This is a genomic window from Caldivirga maquilingensis IC-167 (assembly GCF_000018305.1).
Lineage (GTDB): Archaea > Thermoproteota > Thermoprotei > Thermoproteales > Thermocladiaceae > Caldivirga > Caldivirga maquilingensis.
Window position 1 is genome coordinate 721,283 of record NC_009954.1, and the last position, 17,599, is coordinate 738,881.

A 17,599-nucleotide genomic window follows, 5' to 3' on the forward strand; every position below is an offset into this window, starting at 1 on the left:
GCTTATAAAGTAGTATACTATTTGGTAATACATGGCTATAAAATACACCTGGTTCAAGTGGATCCTAGTAGTCGCTACAGTTCTAGTAGTGAGTTTAGTGGTGGGTCAGGTTAATTTTGGGCGTACCGCAGTAAACCCAATACTTAATGCCCAACAGTATAATATTACACCCTACAATACAATATATGTATTCACCATAAGTAGCCCACCCTTAACCAGTATGTCGCTTTATAACCCGAACATATTCCATGGTGGTATTGCATGGTATGGTGTTGTTCAATCACATGTAGCGGCGATAAATTACACCACTGGTGAAGAGATTCCAATACTGGCTAAGAACTGGACCCTTCAAGTGCTTCCAAATGGTACACTGGCTATTTACGTAACCTTAAGGCAAAGTGGGATGAGTAATGGGCAACCAGTCACGTGTTGGGATCTATTGGCTAATAATATTGCTAATGGTTTAATACACAACATGTGGGGTAACGTCAGCATTGTGAATAACTACACATGCATATTCAAGATGCCTCAAGGCTACTATGCACCACCCACTAGCCCAGCTGCTGAGGCTTATGACGTATTCTGGGCGCTTAACTGGGGTGGGGTGGCATTGGTCTGGACATTTAATGCATGGTACCCATTAATGGAGGCAACATTGGCTAACTATAGTTGGCTCTGGCTCTTCAACTTTGGTAACGCCACCCAGCAGGCTCAGGCTAGAAAAGTATTAACGCCATTAATTAATGAGTTATTCACTGCAAAATTACCACCTAACACACCTACAACAGGCCCATTCTATGTTTGCGATATTACACCTGAGTACATTCTCCTTTGTAAGAATCCGTATTGGTATGATGCTAAGGATATTAAGGTTGATTACATTGTTGAATGGCAGTACTCATCAATGACCCAGGTTTACGCAGCATTGGCTTCCGGTAAGATCAGTATCTGGCGGACCGGGGGCTCGTCAATTTCATCCACGTTGCTTAGTCAAATACTTAGGAATCCATACATAGAGATGAATATTTACCCAGGCTTCGGTGGTGATGCCTTGTATTTCAATTTCCTTAATCCTTGGTTGGCTATGCCTCAGGTTAGGCAGGCTATTTACTATGCTGTTAATTGGACTCAATTAGCCCAAGCAGCATACGGGCCTCAATTCATATTACCTTCACCAACTCCTCAAGTAGGTATAATGAATGATATGTATCCAAGCTTAGTGCAGCAGGTTATAGGCTATTGGGCTAGTCAAGGATCACCATTAATAAACTACACTTATAATCCATCCATGGCTACTCAATTGCTTGAGAGTGCTGGTTTCACTGAGAAGAATGGTGTATGGTATACACCCAACGGCTCAGAATTCACGTTAACACTATACATTAGTTCAGGAGCATCACCGCCGCAGTTGGCTTTAGCTAATAGTATTGCCAATGCGTTAACAAGCTTCGGAATACCAACAACAGTAACTGTTTACCCAAGCTCAGAGTTCAGTACCATAGTTCAACAAGGTAAGTATGATTTAATATTCTTGTATTATGATGGTGCACCTGAACCTGGTTTTCCATCATTCTTCCCAGAGGGTCCAATACCAGCAGCCTACTTCCAAGGTTACCCATTCAATGCAACGCATTGGAATATGGTTGTTACCCTACCTAATGGTACTCAAGTTACCCCACTTCAAGCATGTACTGATTACTTGCTGAGTCCAGCTAGGATATTCTCATGTTACGCAATATCAATGTGGGCTTGGAACCACTATACACCATTCATACAGATTGATAGGAATACTTGGATATTCTTCCTAAACACCCAGTATATTAACTGGCCGCTTAACGACACGTCAATATGGGAGAACCTACTAACCATAGAAACAGAGGCTTGGACTGCATTACTCATGCACGTATCATTCAAGTCACCTTCAGTCGCAACTACAACTACCTCCCCAGTAACCACAACTACCCCGAGCACTGTAACTAAGGTTGTTACACCGTCATATATTATATATGCTGTAGTGGCTGTAGTTGTAGTGGTTATTGTTGCGGCTGTTGTTGCGATAATACTGGTGAGGAGAAGGTGAAGTTAACTTTCTTTAATTAAAATTAAATCTATTTTTCAAATTTTCAAAATTAATCTAATGGGCTTAATGAACCTAAGGTACTTCCTTTAATATTAAACTTAACTCTAATTCACGTATTTTTGAGTAAAATATTTAAAATTAACCTTGCATAATAAGGACTTAGTGCTGGAGGTCTCGTTCATAGGTAGAAGAAGCGTGTTTAATGAGTTGAGTAGTATTGTAACGGGCCCCATTAGTGTTAAGTATGCTGACTCCAGGGTAATTAGGGCTGTGGGTAATGAGGTATGTATCCTGGATTACTACGTTGATGTTGATTGTTCAGGTAATTGCGTGAGGGTGGGTAGGTATGTTGAGCCAGTGGAGCTTATGGGTATTTTAACCAGTATTATAGTTAATATGCTTAATCATGAACTTATTAAAATGGGTATTGACTACGGTACGGAGAGGACAGGTGTAGTCTTGATTTACGACAACACACCCTTAATCGGCAGTATATTAACCCCCGTTAAGTTAATTAAATTAATTAAATTGATTAATGGTAGATTCAGTGAAGTAGCTATAGGTGATTCACCTTCAGCGCGTAGATTCCTTGGGAGAAGTATCAATGACTTATGCTCAATAACGGATAACATACTGATTATTAATGAGCTTGAATCCTCCAGGTTAAGGAACTGGATATCCACGAATGGTCTAATGGGTGATGTAGCTGACGCCTATGCAATAGCGTTAACTAAACCTAAGATAACCATTAAGTGCCCTAACCTTAAAGACTAAGTTTCCTGGTGTTATATGGTAAACGTGGAGATTACTGGTTTTCTTAAGGTGATTCAAGGATTAACAATATGCGCTTAAAGTCGTCTTTCAGTGGGAAGATGCTTAAGGGGTTTAAATAGCGGTGTTTAATTAAGGGTGTCTAGGTTTTATAGATGTTAGGGGGTTTCCCTTTCAACGCTCCTTATTGATTCAATAATTATGTCAACAGCCTTTTCAGCTAATTCAATGGGTATGTTAAGGGGTGGTGCAATCCTTATTGTTGATTTACCCGAACCTATTACAGCCACCCCCCTCTTAAACGATCTCATTAACACCTCCCCCAGCTCCTTAACGGCAGGTTCCTTGCTTACCTTATTCTTAACCAACTCAACACCAATCATTAATCCAAGCCCCCTAACGTCACCAATTAACCTGCTTGAATCAGTCTCCTCTTTAAACCTCCTCATAATGTAATCCCCAACCCTTGAGGCGTTTGTAAGTAAGTCCTCATCCTTAATAACGTTAATCACCTCAATACCTGCAGCCAAGGCCACTGGATTACCACCGAAGGTATTGGCGTGGGAACCCTTAGGCAGTTTCATTAAGTTAGCCTTACCCACAATGGCTCCTAATGGTAGGCCAGCCGCTATGGCCTTAGCCATGGCTATTAAGTCAGGTTCAATGCCGAAGTGCTCCACTGCAAACCACTTACCGGTTCTACCGAAGCCTGATTGAACCTCATCAACAACCAGCATTATACCGTGCTCCTCAGTAATCTTCCTTAACCCTCTCATGAAGTTAACCGGTGGTACAACGTAACCCCCCTCACCTTGAATGGGTTCAATGAAGACTGCAGCCACCTCACTTGGATCAACTAACCTACCGAATACCCAATCCTCAATGAACGATAAAGCTTGCTCGCCACACTCCTCCTCACTCAGCCTCTTACCGAAGGGGCACCTGTATGGATACGGGTATGGTGCGTGAATGACATTAGGCATCATTGGGTTAAACCCAAATCGCTGAATAGGTTTACTGGCTGTTAAGGACATTGAACCATAAGTCCTACCGTGGAATGCACCTAGGAAGGCCATAACGTAAGGCCTCTGATTCCTGAAATACCCCCTAGCTATCTTAAGGGAACCCTCTATCGCCTCAGTACCTGAATTGGCGTAGAAGACGCTCTTCCCGCCACTTATTGGGGTTACTTCAATTAACATTGAGGCGTGTTTAACGGCTAATTCATAGTAGAAGTCAGTTAAACTGTAGTGGGTGAATTCACCTGCCTGATTCCTTATAGCCTTAACAATCCTTGGGTGGGAGTGCCCAACATTCATGACTGCTATACCTGAGTTAAAGTCCACGTATAGGTTACCGTCAACATCCTCTATCACTGGGCCGAATCCCCTCTTAATCACTAGGGGGTACCATCGCCCAAAGGACTGCATTATCAGTGACTCATCGCTCTTAACAATACTTAAGGCCCTGGGTCCAGGGGGCTCCACTATTATTCTTGGGACGTCACTTGGCTTAACATCCCAGTACCAGTTAGGCATACTTAGTTACCTCAGTGGTGTTTAATAAAGTATCCTATAATAGGGTATATAACCTATGTAGCATTATTTAAGAACCTTACCGGTTAACAGACTGACAACCGGGGATTTACCGAAGTCCTCCCCTAAGTCAATACTAGTCCCTTTAGCTGGAATAAGCCTAACACCCAGTGAACGACCCTTAACCCTAACCACCTCGGTTAAGTCAAGGAGTAGGTTCTTAATTAACCCAAGTTCATTAATTGGTACTGGAACCATGTCAATACCCGCCACGCAAACCTGCGTATATGATATTAGTTTAAATAAGTCAACTAAACCATTATTAAACCTCTCCTTCAACTCATCATCCTCCCCCAACGGTAACATAACCTCATTGAATCCTGTCTTACTGAAGGGTAATTCCGTTATCAACCTATTAATGAGGCCAATGGTCGCCATGGTCCCTAATTCACCAAACCTTAACCCACCCACCTTCTCAATCACCTTAACCACAGAGTCCTGACCCCAGGGTGATAGTGAAGCATCAATACCCCTGTACTCCACGCCGGCTAATTCACTCAACTCCTCACCTATTTCATTAGCCTTACCCACAATGTCCCTTAACCTCCTCTGCAAATCACCACCCTCCAGTAGGTCTGAGGCGTATAGTATTGCTATTGATAACCCAGTACCACCCTTAACGTTAACAGATGCCGGGTAGTATGGGGTTTCAATTAAGTCACCTAGGAGTATAGCCACCTTCCTAGCTGCTAATGGTTCCTCGGAGGCGATTAACTTAAGTAGGTTAACGTAGAAGTCGACTACTTCATCATCATACTCAGGCATCCAAACCATGGAGTAGGTATCATACTCATTAATCAACTTAACCACGGTGGAGGAATCTAGAGGAGTCATTAGGCTTAAACCTGAGTAAACGTAACCCCTCCTGGCGGCTGTGGATTTAAGTACCCTAAGCTGCTCCTTGGCCGCATTAGCATCATTTACGAATGGTAACGTAACCCTCTTAGTAACAATGCTTACACCATACTTAGATGAGACTACGCTAATGCCCGCATTAACCCTATCCAGTAGGTTAGGTAATGAGGCTAAGTCATCTGTGAATAAGGTCACTGCCCTAATCTTCATGAAGTTTAATTACAGTTAGGAGTTATTAAACATAACCCACATTCAGCATTCAAGCCTAATACCGCTAAGTATATGCGCCTTAATCCTGTACGTTAATACGTAATCCTCATCAGCCAGTAGTTGAGTTAAATTCACTGAATTGGGTTTAAGATTCCTCATGAATGAGTATGCGCTAGGGTTACTCAATGTTTTAACAGGCTCAGCATCCATTAAGGAGAAGTTCTTAACACAGAAGTGTGGTATGGGTATTGCTGATAATTTAGTTGACCAATGTATCGATAAGGGTACCCTAAAGGCCTTAACCTTACTCAGTGTGTTAACGCCCAGGGTTACGTTACTCATTAACCCACTGAACCTACTGAACCTCTTCATAGCCCTCTCGGCGGCGTCAATTATGATTCTAAGTAACTTAGAGGCATTCTTCAAATCAACACCATTCTTTTCATTAAGCCTAGCGAAGACCTTAAAGCCATTCATGCCGTCAAAGTACATTAACACGTTACCAATACCCACGGCCTCAAAACCCAGCCTAACGGCGTTGGAGGCTATGTGCATGATTAAGTAACCCTCAGGTGTATTAAACATTACCTGCTTAACCTTAATATCAGCAACTAGGACATCAACGTTACTTGAACCTATTGGCTTAACTGAAGCCATGAAGTCTAACCCACCTTGAGCAACAAAGGATTTTAAATCATTAATACTATTTATCACTATTGGCTTACCCTCAATACTCCTAATCAACCTAACACCACTGGATTGCTGAACTATGACTTGGGTGGTCCTATTAACCATGAAGTCAAGCATTAATTCACCCACTGAGTCATAGTACTTAATTGGGTCAACCGGAACCTTCTTCACTACCGGATTCAGTCTCCTAGCACTCTTCATACTCACTAACTGGTGTTGAACAATAGTATATTAACTTACTGTTGCTTAGGGTCATTTAACGATTATGGTAAGCTTAAATTGAGGCTAAGCAGTATTGGCGTGAGTTCTCATGGGTCATTAAGTAAGTGTTTTAAGGGTAATTACTTGATTAATACGTGGTCAACATATACATGGGTAGGGAGAGCTGCTATGCGGTTAAGGAGGGTGTTTACGTTAAGCCTGGGCCAATGGACCTAGGTAGGGCTGCGGCACACCTTTACCTGCACTTAAGGGACCTTAAGTTAGGTTACACTTACAATCATGATTGCGTTAAGATTAGGATGAGCCGAAGTCTCTTTGAGGCTAGGTGCAAGTACCTTGTTAAACTCTGCAGGGAGCAGATTAATGATGAGTATGAGTGTAGTCAAGTAGAGCAATTAGTCAACGCGGTGCTAAGTAACATGAAGCTACCCCAATGGGCTGAGGAATTGGTTAAACAATACCTAGTTAAGGTAACTAGGTTGATTTAGGAGTTAGCAATATTAATAAGTCCCTAACGCCTCAAGGGGGGTTCAGTGAGCCTATGCCTACTTGAACATAGGGATATGGTGATTTCAGGCCTAGCAGTCTTCGCAGCATCATTCATGCTCCTCTCACAATACTGGCTAACTAACTTAAGCCTACTGGGACCCATTTCCCTAGCATCTATCCTAATTGCCTTAACCGCATTTATGGCTCATGAGTTAATGCACAGGTACGTGGCTAGGAGGCTTGGCTACATTGCCTGCTTCAGACTTGTTAAATACGGTTTAGTGATGCTTCTTGTAACAGCATTAATAGGGTTAGCCGCCAGGTCACCATTCATGATGGGTGCCCCAGGGGCCGTGGCTATTGGGCCTAACATACTGGGTAAGGAGAATAGTAAGTATAGGGCGCTCATAGCCTTAGCTGGGCCAGGGACTAATGTGATAATGGCTGCCTTATTCTACGCATTAACCCTACCCACCGTTAATAATGCTGCATTGCTACTGGTCCTGCGTTTAACATATATTCTCAACTCGATTCTAGCCCTATTCAACTCACTTCCAATACCACCCCTTGATGGCTACCAGGTGGTTAAGAATAGGGAGTACGGATTATGGTTAACGCTCATGGTATCATCAATACTGGTCTCTATCCCTGCATTAGGGTACTTACTTTAATCGAACTCACACCCTTAACAGTTTCCCTTACCCTCAATGCTATTAATGCGGTTATTATTGATGATACTGCTGATGATATGAATATGTAGTAGAAGGATAACCTTGAGGGAACCATGTAAAGTACTGGCAAGTTACCTAACATATCATTAATACACCATGCTTATACATATCAAGTATTGAACTTGCAAACACTGGACCGAGGGTATTACCCATTAGTCTCATGGTTGTGTTGGTTCCAGTTATGGTGGCAAGTCTCCTCTCGGATGCAGACATCATGAGTATAGTTATCCTAGTCACCATCATTCCACCAATACCGATTAACGTGACTACTAGGATCATCATAACGTCAACCACAGTTAATGAGTAGTCCAGCGGTGTTACTGCAAGAAACAGTGAACCAAGGGCTGCAATTAATGGTGTAATTATTAATATTGGCTTAACCCTAATCCTACTTGATAATGCCACGAAGACTGACCCAATAATCAGCATTATTATGCTTATGGGGGCTGGGGTAATGCCAGTGGATAATATATCCATGCCGAAACCCACTGGGCCGGTAGGTTAAGAGGACTGGCACTGTGTATATTTATTAAAAACCATGAGTACCCTCTTCCTACCGTACTCATCAGCTAACTTACCTATAACAGGCACTAGGACTAAGCCACCTAAGGTTTCAGCGGATAAGATCCATGAAGCCTCTGAGGCTGAGGCATTGAATTCGCTTTCAATCTTGTATATTAAGGGGAGTACAGCCATTTCAATGTACATTGTTAAAATAAATATGAAGGCTAATATGGGTAGGTGTCTCCTTAAAACATTGGCAGTATGGCTCATAGCGGTTCTCATAAGGGCTTGTATATTAAGTCTAGTAGATGGTAATCATGGCTTAATCGAATATTAATTCGACTCAATAGTCATACTTAGATTCAATACAGTAATCAAAGTTAATTAACCTCCATTGAGGTTAATGGTTTAAAACATATGCGATACTGCATTATATAGGTGTAGGTAAGTTATCAACACTCTTAATAGTATGGTTATTTGTCAGCATATAGTAGGTGATACTTATTTACCTGAGTAAAATTGTGTTAAATATGGCCCATTATGTTCACTTAATGGTGCATCATGGGAAAAACTTATATAGGAGAGGTAGCTGAAAATATTTTATGGCTAGGAGAGACGTAATAAATACCTCAATATGGGCTGCTAAGAGTATAGCTGTTGTCTTCGCTGAGCTAGTTTTCGCAATAAGCATATCCTTCTTCCTAATACACGCAATGCCAGGTAACCCGTATCAAATAATCCTAGTTGGATTACTGCAGAAGGGTATACCTTATGAACAGGCTAAGATAATGGCAGCTGCATTAGCCGGCTACAACCCTAACACTAACCCAATAGTTAGTTGGGCTGGTTACATGTGGAGTGTGTTCCACGGTAATTTAGGTTACTCACTAATATACAGGGCACCGGTTAGTAAAATTATAGCCACAGCCGCACCCTGGACAATACTACTGGTCGCAGTATCCTTAACACTAGCCTTTGCCACAGGTTATATACTGGGGCTTTATGCAGCATCAAAGACAGGTATAGTGGATAGTTTAATAAACGGTACATTATCCTTCTTCCAATCAATACCAGCCTACGTCCTAGCCTTAATACTAATAATAATATTCGGTGTACTACTGAAGATAGCCCCCATAGCTGGAGCTTACTCCTCAAACGTCACACCAGGCTTCACGGCGAAATTCATACTGGATGTTATGCATCATCTAGCCCTACCCCTCTTAACCTACTACCTAGTAATATTCCCAGGCTGGGTCTTCGGTACCAGGAGCCTAGCCATAAGCATTACTAGGGAGGATTACGTGCTTGTGGCTAAGGCTAGGAGCCTACCGGAGAGGAGGATTACGCTCACCTACATTGGTAAGAACGCCCTACTACCCCAGTTAACTGCATTACTATACTCCTACGGTTTAATGTTCGGTAGCAGCATATTCATTGAATCAACCTTCGCCATACCCGGGTTAGGCTATGTCTTATCAATAGGCTCTGGTTCAAGGGACTACTTACTGACCATTGGTTCATTCCTAGTGATTATTATTGCTGTTATTTTGGGTAATTTTATTGCTGATGTTACTTATGGTTTGATTGATCCTAGGGTGAGGGGTGTATGATGGAGTCTGCTATTCCTCTTGGTAGGAGGGTTGTTAATAGGATTGTTGATTTGCTTCATCAATTATACGTCTCCATAGTCATCTTCACCAGTACTGGTCAAGGTAAGGCTGGCTTCGGTTTAACAGTATTCGTTGTTGCATTAGCCATAGCAGCACCATTATTCCCATACCCAGGACCAAAATGGAGCAACGTAGCACTACAATTCATACCACCATCAACAAAACCATCACTATGGTACATACTTGGCACTGATTACCTAGGAATACCACTGTTACTGGACATAATATGGGGACTAAGATACTTCTTGGAGATAGGTGCAATAGCCGGTGTACTGCAGGTGGCTATAGGTACCTTCCTGGGGCTCCTGGCTGGTTACCTAGGGGGCTTCACCGATAGGGCATTAAACTTCGTTTTCAACTTACTGCTCACAATACCAACCTTCGCCCTATGGTTAATACTAGCAGTCATATTTAGGTCAGGTAACCCAGTTATCCTAGGTTTCATACTAGGTATATTGAGTTGGGCTGGGTTAGCCAGATCCATTAGGGCTGCTGCCTTGAGTGCTAAGAATAAGGATTACGTTGAGGCATCAAGACTACTAGGCTTAAACTCACTATCAATAATAGCAAACGATATAATGCCTGCAATAACCCCATACATAGTCATGAACTTCATGTTAAGTATAGTCGGAGGCTTCTATGGCGCAATGGGCCTAGCATTCCTAGGCCTAATACCCTACAGTAACATAAACTGGGGGGCAATAATGGGTAATGCCTTCTACCAGGAGGCAGCAATATTCTCACCAACTGGAACAATACCAGTAGTAATACTGATAGTGATTCAAACAGTGATATTAATGGGTTTCGTCTACTTCGCAAACGCCTCAGTGTACATATTCGACCCCAAGAGGAGGAGGGAGGTAGAAATTAAATTAGCCAGCAAGCGTAGGGCTGTGAGGTGACAGCATGTCTTCGACAGTGCTCTCCGTTAAGAACCTGAACGTAACGTATAAGACAGCTACCTTCGACGTTGAGGCTGTTAAAAACGTTTCCTTCGAGTTACATAGGCATGAGATACTGGGGATAGTTGGCGAGTCGGGTAGTGGCAAATCAACCATAGCCCTAGCACTAATGAGACTACTTCCCAATAATGCCGTAATAACTGGTGAGGCTTCATTATACAGTAGGGATGGATCCAGAATTGACAATGTATTAACGCTCCCTGAGGAGGAGCTTAGGAGGATTAGGTATAGGTGGGGTAAGATATCCATAGTGTTCCAGGGCGCCATGAATTCGCTGAACCCATTATTAACTGTTAAGGATCACTTCATTGATACTGCCCAAGCCCATGGTATTGATAAGGAGGAGGCACTTAAAATAGCTGCTGATTTGCTCCGTTCAGTTAGGCTTGAGCCTGCTAGGGTGCTTAGGTCATACCCGCATCAATTATCAGGTGGTATGAAGCAGAGGGTTATGATTGCCTTAGCTCTAATGCTGAACCCAGACGTAATAATACTTGATGAGCCAACCACCGCCTTAGATACATTGACTCAGAGGCAGATACTTGAGTTAATTAGGGATCTGCGTAAGGAGCGTGACGTAGGCATAATGCTTATTACTCATGATTTATCCGTCGTGGCTGATGTGGCTGATAAGGTTCTCGTTCTCTATAGGGGCTACGTAATGGAGATTGGGGATGTTTATACAGTGTACTCACGCCCATACTCGCCATACACGCTCATGTTAATAAACTCCTTCCCAGCAATAGGCAAGAGGATAATTAAGCTTAAGCCCGCTGGCATAACTGCAACAACTAATAATAGGGGTTGCCCATTCATAAATAGATGCCCATTCGCATCCATTGAGTGCGCTGACGCGGATATGAATCTTATTGAGGTTGAGCCAGGACACTTCTCATCATGTATAAAGGCAAATCTCATACAGCAGCAGGTCGCAGGCAAGGTGATGGCCAGTGAGCAACAGCAGTAGCTCAGGCAGTAGCCCAAGGGGGCCTGCCCCAGTTTGCCCATATCTTCAAAGAACCCCCCAGGGCTACTTATGTAGCCTAACTCAGAAGCCTGTTAATCCACTTGGCTGGTACTGCATATTCGACTACATGAATTGCCCAATATACGTAAGCCACGCCGCTTACATGAGTGGTAGGAAGGGGCTTGAGAGGAAGTATAGTGAGGATGTTGTTATTGCTGCAGAAGACTTAACAGTAGTCTTTAAGGTTGGGAGCATGTTCAGTAAGAAGGATCTTTACGCTGTTGATCATGTTAACATAACTGTGAATAAGGGTGAGACTATGGCAGTGGTTGGTGAGTCGGGTAGTGGTAAGACCACGCTCGGTAAGACCCTAGTTGGATTATATATACACCTGCAACCGGTAGGATCTACTTCCATGGTAGGGATATTTCAACAATGACTGAGGAGGAGTATAAGGTTTACAGGCTTAAGTCACAGTACATTCACCAGGACCCATACTCAAGCCTTAACCCATATAAGACAGTGTACGATATATTGGCTGTCCCATTGAGGGCTAATAAGCTTGTGCATAGTAAGGCTGAGGAGGAGAAGCTGATTTTCGAGGCTCTTGAGAACGTTGGCCTTAACCCCAAGGCCTACATTAACAAGTACCCCTTTGAATTAAGTGGTGGTGAGAAACAGAGGGTATCCATTGCAAGGGCATTGCTCGTTAAGCCTGAGTTTGTGGTGGCTGATGAGATAGTTACGATGCTTGATGCTTCACTTAGGCTCGAGGTTCTTGATCTACTCTTAGCAGTGCAAAAGGAGATGAATTTAAGCGTACTCTTCATAACTCATGATTTAGGAATGGCCTACTACATGGCTGGTGACACAGGTAAGGCTGCAGTAATGTACCTTGGTTCAATAATGGAGTATGGGCCAGCTAAGGAGATGCTTGAAAGCCCACTACACCCGTATACCCAAGCCTTATTATCAGCAATACCTGAGCCTGACCCAGCTAAGTCAAGAAGTAAGAAGGTTATGAAGCTTAGAAGCCTTGATCCACCTAACCCACTTAGGGCGCCTCCTGGATGCAAGTTCAGTGACAGGTGCCCATTTGCCATGGATAGGTGCTTTAAGGAGAGGCCTCCACTTAAGAAGGTTGGCAACGTAATGGTTGCCTGCTGGTTATATTAAAACAGTGATAATTATGCATCCTGAAATAGGTAAGGCTGTCTACGGTATAATACTAAGTTTACTAGTGCTATTGGGTATATCATTCATTTACCTGAACCCAGATGAGGTAAGCTTCTACGTAGCCTTAGTGGCACTGGTATTCCTCATAATACTGCTGGTATGGACTATCAATGATATTAGAAAACAGGCTGGTCAGGAGGGTTTAAGGTCCTCATCGGAGTCGTAGTCTGTTTTTAAACTGGGTCTTTTATACTGTATTATGTTTGTTACTCCTCTATGCAGGTTCTTGGAGGATTCACTAATCATGAAGTGTAGGCTTACTGGTTCATCAATGCGCTTAACCTTTATGGAAACAGTATTCCACCCATGTCTCATTAAGGCATCTGCGTAATTCCTACCATCACCATCGTAATTAGGCCTAAGCATATACTTCTCCTTGGATTCAACAATGGGCTCCTCATTAAACCACAGTTTAGCGTATGGTGCATTATTGGGGATACCCAAGTGCATTATTCTTGAATCACCTGGATTATAAATGAAACCCACAGCAACCATTGAAGCACCCTTAGGTATTAAATCCTCGAGGCTGAGGTCATAACCATCCCTGTAAACCGCAGCCCATTCACCAGCCGCAGCTTCACCAACCCACCTATCAACATCCTCATCACTGTCATTAACCTTATTAATGAACCAAACCACCGGTGGTAATATTGTTAAGGTTATGTTAATTGACTCAAATGAGTCTAAAGCAGTGAATTGAATGATAGGGTGCTCAACGGTATTAAGCTCATTAAGGTTAATTAACCTAACCCTAAACTCAACCTCGGCCGTGGAATTAGGCTCAATGAATAACCCTCCACTCACTGGGTTTATTTGATAGGCCTTAGTGTTGATGCCGTGTATAATGTAGTTTAGGTTAATTGGACTTAACCTAATGCTCCTAATTGTGATTATTATGGGTAATTCAACATTAGGCTTAAGCACCGGGCCGATTGGGTGCTCAACGGTGGCCTCAATCCCAATGAATCTAAGCCTCCAGGTATTTGGCTTATAATTCAACCATGATTCATTAGGCTTAACCGTGAATGGGTCTATTAACCATTCAACACCACCTTCATGGTTAATCTTAACTCTATCATTATACCTAGCAAGTAATCTATACGTAACCTTAAGGATCCTATTAGCTAACTCGGTCACAGTCCTATTAGACCTAATATTAGATACACCACCCCATGTCTCATTGGTCATAATCTCTTCGTAAACCTTAACGTAGTCTTGGGGTATGTAATCCGCGCCATGAATAATACCCAATACAGCACCCACGGTGGCCGCGGTGCTGTCAGTGTCGTAGCCTAGGCTAATAGTCTTAGCAATAGCATCCATGAAGCTGTTACCGTAGAGTAGACCTAATACCTCAAAGCCTAGGTTAATGGGTGAGTATTGGGCTATTTTACGGTACTCAGTAGGTGCGAGCTCAATAATAATTCTCCTAGCCTCCCTTAAATCTAAGCCCTTAGCGTAGGCATTAAGGGCATTCTCAATTGCCTTATGAGTTAAGCTATTCTGGGGTATGTAGCTTAACGCATGCTTAATTAACTTAATTAAGTCACCTTCAATGAATGCTAAAGACTCTAATACCGCATTAAATACTTCACCGTAAACAGACTCACCACCACCATGGTCAACAATAGCATCCTTAAAAGCGTACTCAGCAGCTACGTCAGGTAACCCTGGAGCTATCATTGCCCAAACCTCAGACCTAATGGGTGAACCCATGCAGTGTTTAAACCAATTATTGAAGAAACCTGACATGGGTGGTAGTATGCCCAGCCTCAGATTCCTCTTACTCAACCCATATTCATCCCAATTATAGTGAATACAGTCGAGCCAACACTGGGCAAGATCATGCTCAGTCACATCAAGTCCCCTATCCTCAATAAGCCTAAGCCAAGCCATCTGAACCTCAAAATCATCATTAGGGTAAAGCTTAGGCTCAAGTCTAACATCAATTAAATCCTCCTGGCCAAAACCCCTCTCATAAGGGGTACCAAGACTACCACCAGCATTCTTACCTAGTAAACCACCGTAAACCTTATTAAATAAAGCTGCCCTTGAAAGTGAAACCATAGGTAATTAAGTCGCATTGGTTTTAAAGCTTTAGATAACGCATTAATTTCCTACCCAGATTCAATAAATCCTTGAATTAATACACGAATCAATAGCTTATTTTTACTGAGTCTTAGTTAAGCTTATGATGCTTACACCAGGAATTTAATGCTTTAATTCAAGTTAATTTTAGTCGGAACCCTGATACCTCATCAACTATCAGTGATGGCAGCCGTCCCCACTTCACTTAGGAATCCTTCAACTATTTTTATGAATTCCTCAGTATTATCAAGGTATGCAGGATGCCTTGCTCCCTCTATGTAGACTACCTTGAAGCCGAATCTAGTTAATAAGTCGGCATTATACCTTGGTGACACATCATCCCTACTACCCCATATACCCAGTACTGGCTTTCTTATTTTAACAAGGTCAATCCTATTAACACCCACTGGTCCTATCACAATGGCTGCAGATGCAGGGTAACCTAAGGCTAAGTACCTTAATACTGTTTCCCCACCTATTGACGCACCTATCAGTATTGGATTTAAGATACCTAATGCATCCACAATAGCCTTTAAGTGTTCTGCGTAATCATTCTCGTTTTCCCTCTCAAAATGGTCGCTTCTTGACCTTGGGCCATAGGGCATGTCTACGGCGTAAACCTCATACTTCTTCTCAAAGTAACTTAAGCAGCATTCATTCCAAGTATCGGCACTAAAGCTGAGGCCATGGATGAAGAGTAATGTTGATTTACCTGAACCACCTTGAAGTAATCTAACCCTCTTACCGTTAACTGTTATCCACTTCTCATTAACCATAGTGATTAAGAATTCACGGTAGTTAATTAATCTTACTCACCAGCCTCTTTGGTTACCTATTTAGCTAAGTAATGAGGCTATATGGTGTAATCGCTATTATATTTACTTACCCGATTAATTAGGTAAAACTTATATACCCCAGGTAATTAACTAAACCTATGGAAGGTGTTCTAGAAATCAACCGTTGAAGTACTGGACACAACCCTGAGGGATGGGGCACAGGGTGCAAATATATCATTCACGCTTAATGACAAGATTAAGTTGACGCTTGTTCTTGATGAGCTCGGTGTTGACTATGTTGAAGGTGGTTGGCCTGGATCAAACCCTAAGGATGAGGAGTACTTTAAGGAGATTAAAAAGTATTCACTGAGTCATGCCAAGGTTGCTGCATTCAGCAGCACTAGGAGGAAGGATACTAAGCCCAGTGAGGACCCAAGCCTAAACGCAGTATTAAGGACTGATGTTGATACTGCGGTGTTATTTGGTAAATCATGGGTGCTTCACGTTAATGAAGTGTTGAAGGTGAGTAGGGAGGATAACCTTGAAATGATATATGACAGTATCAGTTACTTGAAGTCACATGGCCTTGACGTAATCTTTGATGCTGAACACTTCTACCAAGGCTTTAAGGATGATCCTGATTACGCTCTCTCCGTTGTGAAGACTGCTGAGGACGCTGGGGCCAAGGTAGTGGTGTTGGCTGATACTAATGGTGCTATGATGCCTAATGAGGTTTATGAAATAACTAAGAGGGTAGTGGGTACTGTTAGGATTAAGATTGGTTTACACATGCATAATGACTCAGGCTGCGCAGTAGCTAACACGGTCATGGGTGTCTTAGCTGGGGCGAGGCATGTTCAGGGAACAATTAATGGTATTGGGGAGAGGACCGGTAACGCTGACTTGGTTCAAGTAATACCGAACCTAATTATTAAGGTTGGCTTAAGGGCGTTAAACGGCTCAAGCAGCTTAAGGAAGCTGAGGGAGGTCTCCAGGTTAGTTTATGAATTAGCAGGTCTACAGCCTAACCCGTATCAACCGTATGTGGGTGACTACGCGTTTACGCATAAGGCTGGTGTTCATGTTGATGCTGTTTTAAAGAATCCAAGGGCCTACGAGCATATTGACCCTGAAACAGTGGGTAATTCAAGGCGCTTCATATTATCTGAGTTATCAGGTTCATCTAACCTGGTGGTTTACCTGGAGGAGAATGGTATTAAGGTTGATAAGAAGGATGAGAGGGTTAAGAGGGCGTTAATGAGGATTAAAGAACTTGAGAATAAGGGCTACAGCTTCGATCTGGCTCCAGCCTCAGCGGTCCTAATAGCGTTAAAGGAACTTAACCTATACAGGGAGATGATTAAGGTGGAGTATTGGAGGGTCATTGATGAAAGCGGCGTGAATCTGGCGGTGGTTAAGGTTAATGGGCAGCTTGAGGTGGCTGAGGGGGTTGGTCCAGTTCATGCAGTTGACTTAGCATTAAGAAGAGCACTTCAGAAGATTTACCCTGAACTCTCCAGGGTTACTTTAACAGACTACAGGGTTGTATTACCCTCTGAGGTTAAGAATACTGAGAGCCTAGTTAGGGTAACGGCGGAGTTCACTGATGGTGTGAGGAGGTGGAGGACCATTGGGGTCTCCACAAGTGTAATTAAGGCCAGTATTGAGGCTCTGGTAAATGGTCTTGATTATTATCTTCAATTAAGCAGGTTAAGGGTTATTGAGGGGGCTCAGCGTTCACCTTAATAATGAG

The 17,599-nt window shown here is 42.7% G+C and carries 19 protein-coding genes; 11 read left to right on the forward strand and 8 right to left on the reverse strand.

Annotation, left to right across the window (positions count from 1 at the left end; all coding sequences use genetic code 11):
- Positions 1 to 31: 31 nt before the first annotated feature.
- Together CMAQ_RS03485 and CMAQ_RS03490 are read left to right on the forward strand one after the other, a co-directional pair.
- On the forward strand, positions 32 to 2,080 hold the full coding sequence (locus tag CMAQ_RS03485; RefSeq protein ID WP_012185745.1) for an ABC transporter substrate-binding protein: 2,049 nt from the start codon (positions 32 to 34) through the stop codon (positions 2,078 to 2,080).
- A gap of 162 nt (positions 2,081 to 2,242) precedes the next feature.
- On the forward strand, positions 2,243 to 2,854 hold the full coding sequence (locus tag CMAQ_RS03490) for a hypothetical protein (RefSeq protein ID WP_012185746.1): 612 nt from the start codon (positions 2,243 to 2,245) through the stop codon (positions 2,852 to 2,854).
- A 155-nt stretch (positions 2,855 to 3,009) separates the two neighbouring features.
- Here CMAQ_RS03490 and CMAQ_RS03495 read toward each other — a convergent pair whose 3' ends face one another.
- The 3 genes from CMAQ_RS03495 to CMAQ_RS03505 form a co-directional block, all read right to left on the reverse strand.
- The gene (locus CMAQ_RS03495) at positions 3,010 to 4,389 is read right to left on the reverse strand and encodes an acetyl ornithine aminotransferase family protein (RefSeq protein ID WP_012185747.1); all 1,380 of its coding nucleotides are present in this window, start codon (positions 4,387 to 4,389) and stop codon (positions 3,010 to 3,012) included.
- Positions 4,390 to 4,452: 63 nt separating this feature from the next.
- The gene (locus tag CMAQ_RS03500; protein WP_012185748.1) at positions 4,453 to 5,511 is read right to left on the reverse strand and encodes a DUF711 family protein; all 1,059 of its coding nucleotides are present in this window, start codon (positions 5,509 to 5,511) and stop codon (positions 4,453 to 4,455) included.
- Between the two features lie 42 nt (positions 5,512 to 5,553).
- A complete protein-coding gene (locus CMAQ_RS03505; protein ID WP_052290693.1) occupies positions 5,554 to 6,408 on the reverse strand; it encodes a hypothetical protein in 855 nt (284 codons plus the stop codon).
- A gap of 149 nt (positions 6,409 to 6,557) precedes the next feature.
- On the opposite strand from CMAQ_RS03505, the gene CMAQ_RS03510 reads away from it, so the two are divergent.
- Entirely contained in the window at positions 6,558 to 6,911 is a 354-nt protein-coding gene (locus tag CMAQ_RS03510) for a hypothetical protein (protein ID WP_012185750.1), read from the forward strand.
- Positions 6,912 to 6,956: 45 nt separating this feature from the next.
- The gene (locus CMAQ_RS03515; RefSeq protein WP_012185751.1) at positions 6,957 to 7,583 is read left to right on the forward strand and encodes a zinc metalloprotease; all 627 of its coding nucleotides are present in this window, start codon (positions 6,957 to 6,959) and stop codon (positions 7,581 to 7,583) included.
- Here the strand turns inward: CMAQ_RS03515 and CMAQ_RS10665 are convergent.
- The 3 genes from CMAQ_RS10665 to CMAQ_RS03525 are packed head-to-tail and all read right to left on the reverse strand — an operon-like array spanning position 7,555 to position 8,417.
- Positions 7,555 to 7,725, reverse strand: a complete 171-nt coding sequence (locus tag CMAQ_RS10665) for a hypothetical protein (RefSeq protein ID WP_156769825.1) — start codon at positions 7,723 to 7,725, stop codon at positions 7,555 to 7,557. The two genes, CMAQ_RS03515 and CMAQ_RS10665, sit on opposite strands and share 29 nt — an antisense overlap.
- On the reverse strand, positions 7,719 to 8,120 hold the full coding sequence (locus tag CMAQ_RS03520; RefSeq protein WP_048062651.1) for an MFS transporter: 402 nt from the start codon (positions 8,118 to 8,120) through the stop codon (positions 7,719 to 7,721). Before CMAQ_RS03520 ends, CMAQ_RS10665 begins: the two co-directional genes overlap by 7 nt.
- Positions 8,121 to 8,144: 24 nt before the next feature.
- Positions 8,145 to 8,417, reverse strand: coding sequence for an MFS transporter (locus CMAQ_RS03525; protein WP_048062652.1), 273 nt, complete (start codon positions 8,415 to 8,417; stop codon positions 8,145 to 8,147).
- Positions 8,418 to 8,749: 332 nt separating this feature from the next.
- On the opposite strand from CMAQ_RS03525, the gene CMAQ_RS03530 reads away from it, so the two are divergent.
- From CMAQ_RS03530 to CMAQ_RS03550, 6 genes are read left to right on the forward strand one after another with little or no spacing between them, the layout of a single operon-like run.
- Positions 8,750 to 9,757 (forward strand): ABC transporter permease, encoded by a 1,008-nt coding sequence (locus CMAQ_RS03530; protein ID WP_012185752.1) that lies wholly within the window; start codon positions 8,750 to 8,752, stop codon positions 9,755 to 9,757.
- Complete coding sequence (locus CMAQ_RS03535; RefSeq protein WP_012185753.1) at positions 9,754 to 10,719, forward strand: ABC transporter permease; 966 nt, start codon at positions 9,754 to 9,756, stop codon at positions 10,717 to 10,719. Before CMAQ_RS03530 ends, CMAQ_RS03535 begins: the two co-directional genes overlap by 4 nt.
- Positions 10,720 to 10,723: 4 nt before the next feature.
- A complete protein-coding gene (locus tag CMAQ_RS03540) occupies positions 10,724 to 11,746 on the forward strand; it encodes an ABC transporter ATP-binding protein (protein ID WP_012185754.1) in 1,023 nt (340 codons plus the stop codon).
- Positions 11,730 to 12,185, forward strand: a complete 456-nt coding sequence (locus tag CMAQ_RS10920; protein WP_156769826.1) for an ATP-binding cassette domain-containing protein — start codon at positions 11,730 to 11,732, stop codon at positions 12,183 to 12,185. The genes CMAQ_RS03540 and CMAQ_RS10920 overlap by 17 nt, the downstream gene beginning before the upstream one ends.
- Positions 12,182 to 12,922 carry an ABC transporter ATP-binding protein gene (locus tag CMAQ_RS10925; protein WP_052290695.1) on the forward strand — a complete coding sequence of 247 codons (741 nt, stop codon included), beginning with the start codon at positions 12,182 to 12,184 and terminating at the stop codon, positions 12,920 to 12,922. The genes CMAQ_RS10920 and CMAQ_RS10925 overlap by 4 nt, the downstream gene beginning before the upstream one ends.
- Before the next feature lie 13 nt (positions 12,923 to 12,935).
- Complete coding sequence (locus CMAQ_RS03550; RefSeq protein ID WP_012185755.1) at positions 12,936 to 13,148, forward strand: hypothetical protein; 213 nt, start codon at positions 12,936 to 12,938, stop codon at positions 13,146 to 13,148.
- Here CMAQ_RS03550 and CMAQ_RS10355 read toward each other — a convergent pair.
- Complete coding sequence (locus CMAQ_RS10355; protein WP_012185756.1) at positions 13,115 to 15,049, reverse strand: ADP-ribosylglycohydrolase family protein; 1,935 nt, start codon at positions 15,047 to 15,049, stop codon at positions 13,115 to 13,117. The two genes, CMAQ_RS03550 and CMAQ_RS10355, sit on opposite strands and share 34 nt — an antisense overlap.
- Before the next feature lie 191 nt (positions 15,050 to 15,240).
- On the reverse strand, positions 15,241 to 15,846 hold the full coding sequence (locus tag CMAQ_RS03560) for an alpha/beta fold hydrolase (RefSeq protein WP_012185757.1): 606 nt from the start codon (positions 15,844 to 15,846) through the stop codon (positions 15,241 to 15,243).
- A 192-nt stretch (positions 15,847 to 16,038) separates the two neighbouring features.
- Between CMAQ_RS03560 and cimA the strand changes: the two genes are divergently transcribed.
- Positions 16,039 to 17,592 carry a citramalate synthase gene (gene cimA / locus CMAQ_RS03565; protein WP_048062654.1) on the forward strand — a complete coding sequence of 518 codons (1,554 nt, stop codon included), beginning with the start codon at positions 16,039 to 16,041 and terminating at the stop codon, positions 17,590 to 17,592.
- The last annotated feature ends 7 nt before the right edge of the window (positions 17,593 to 17,599 follow it).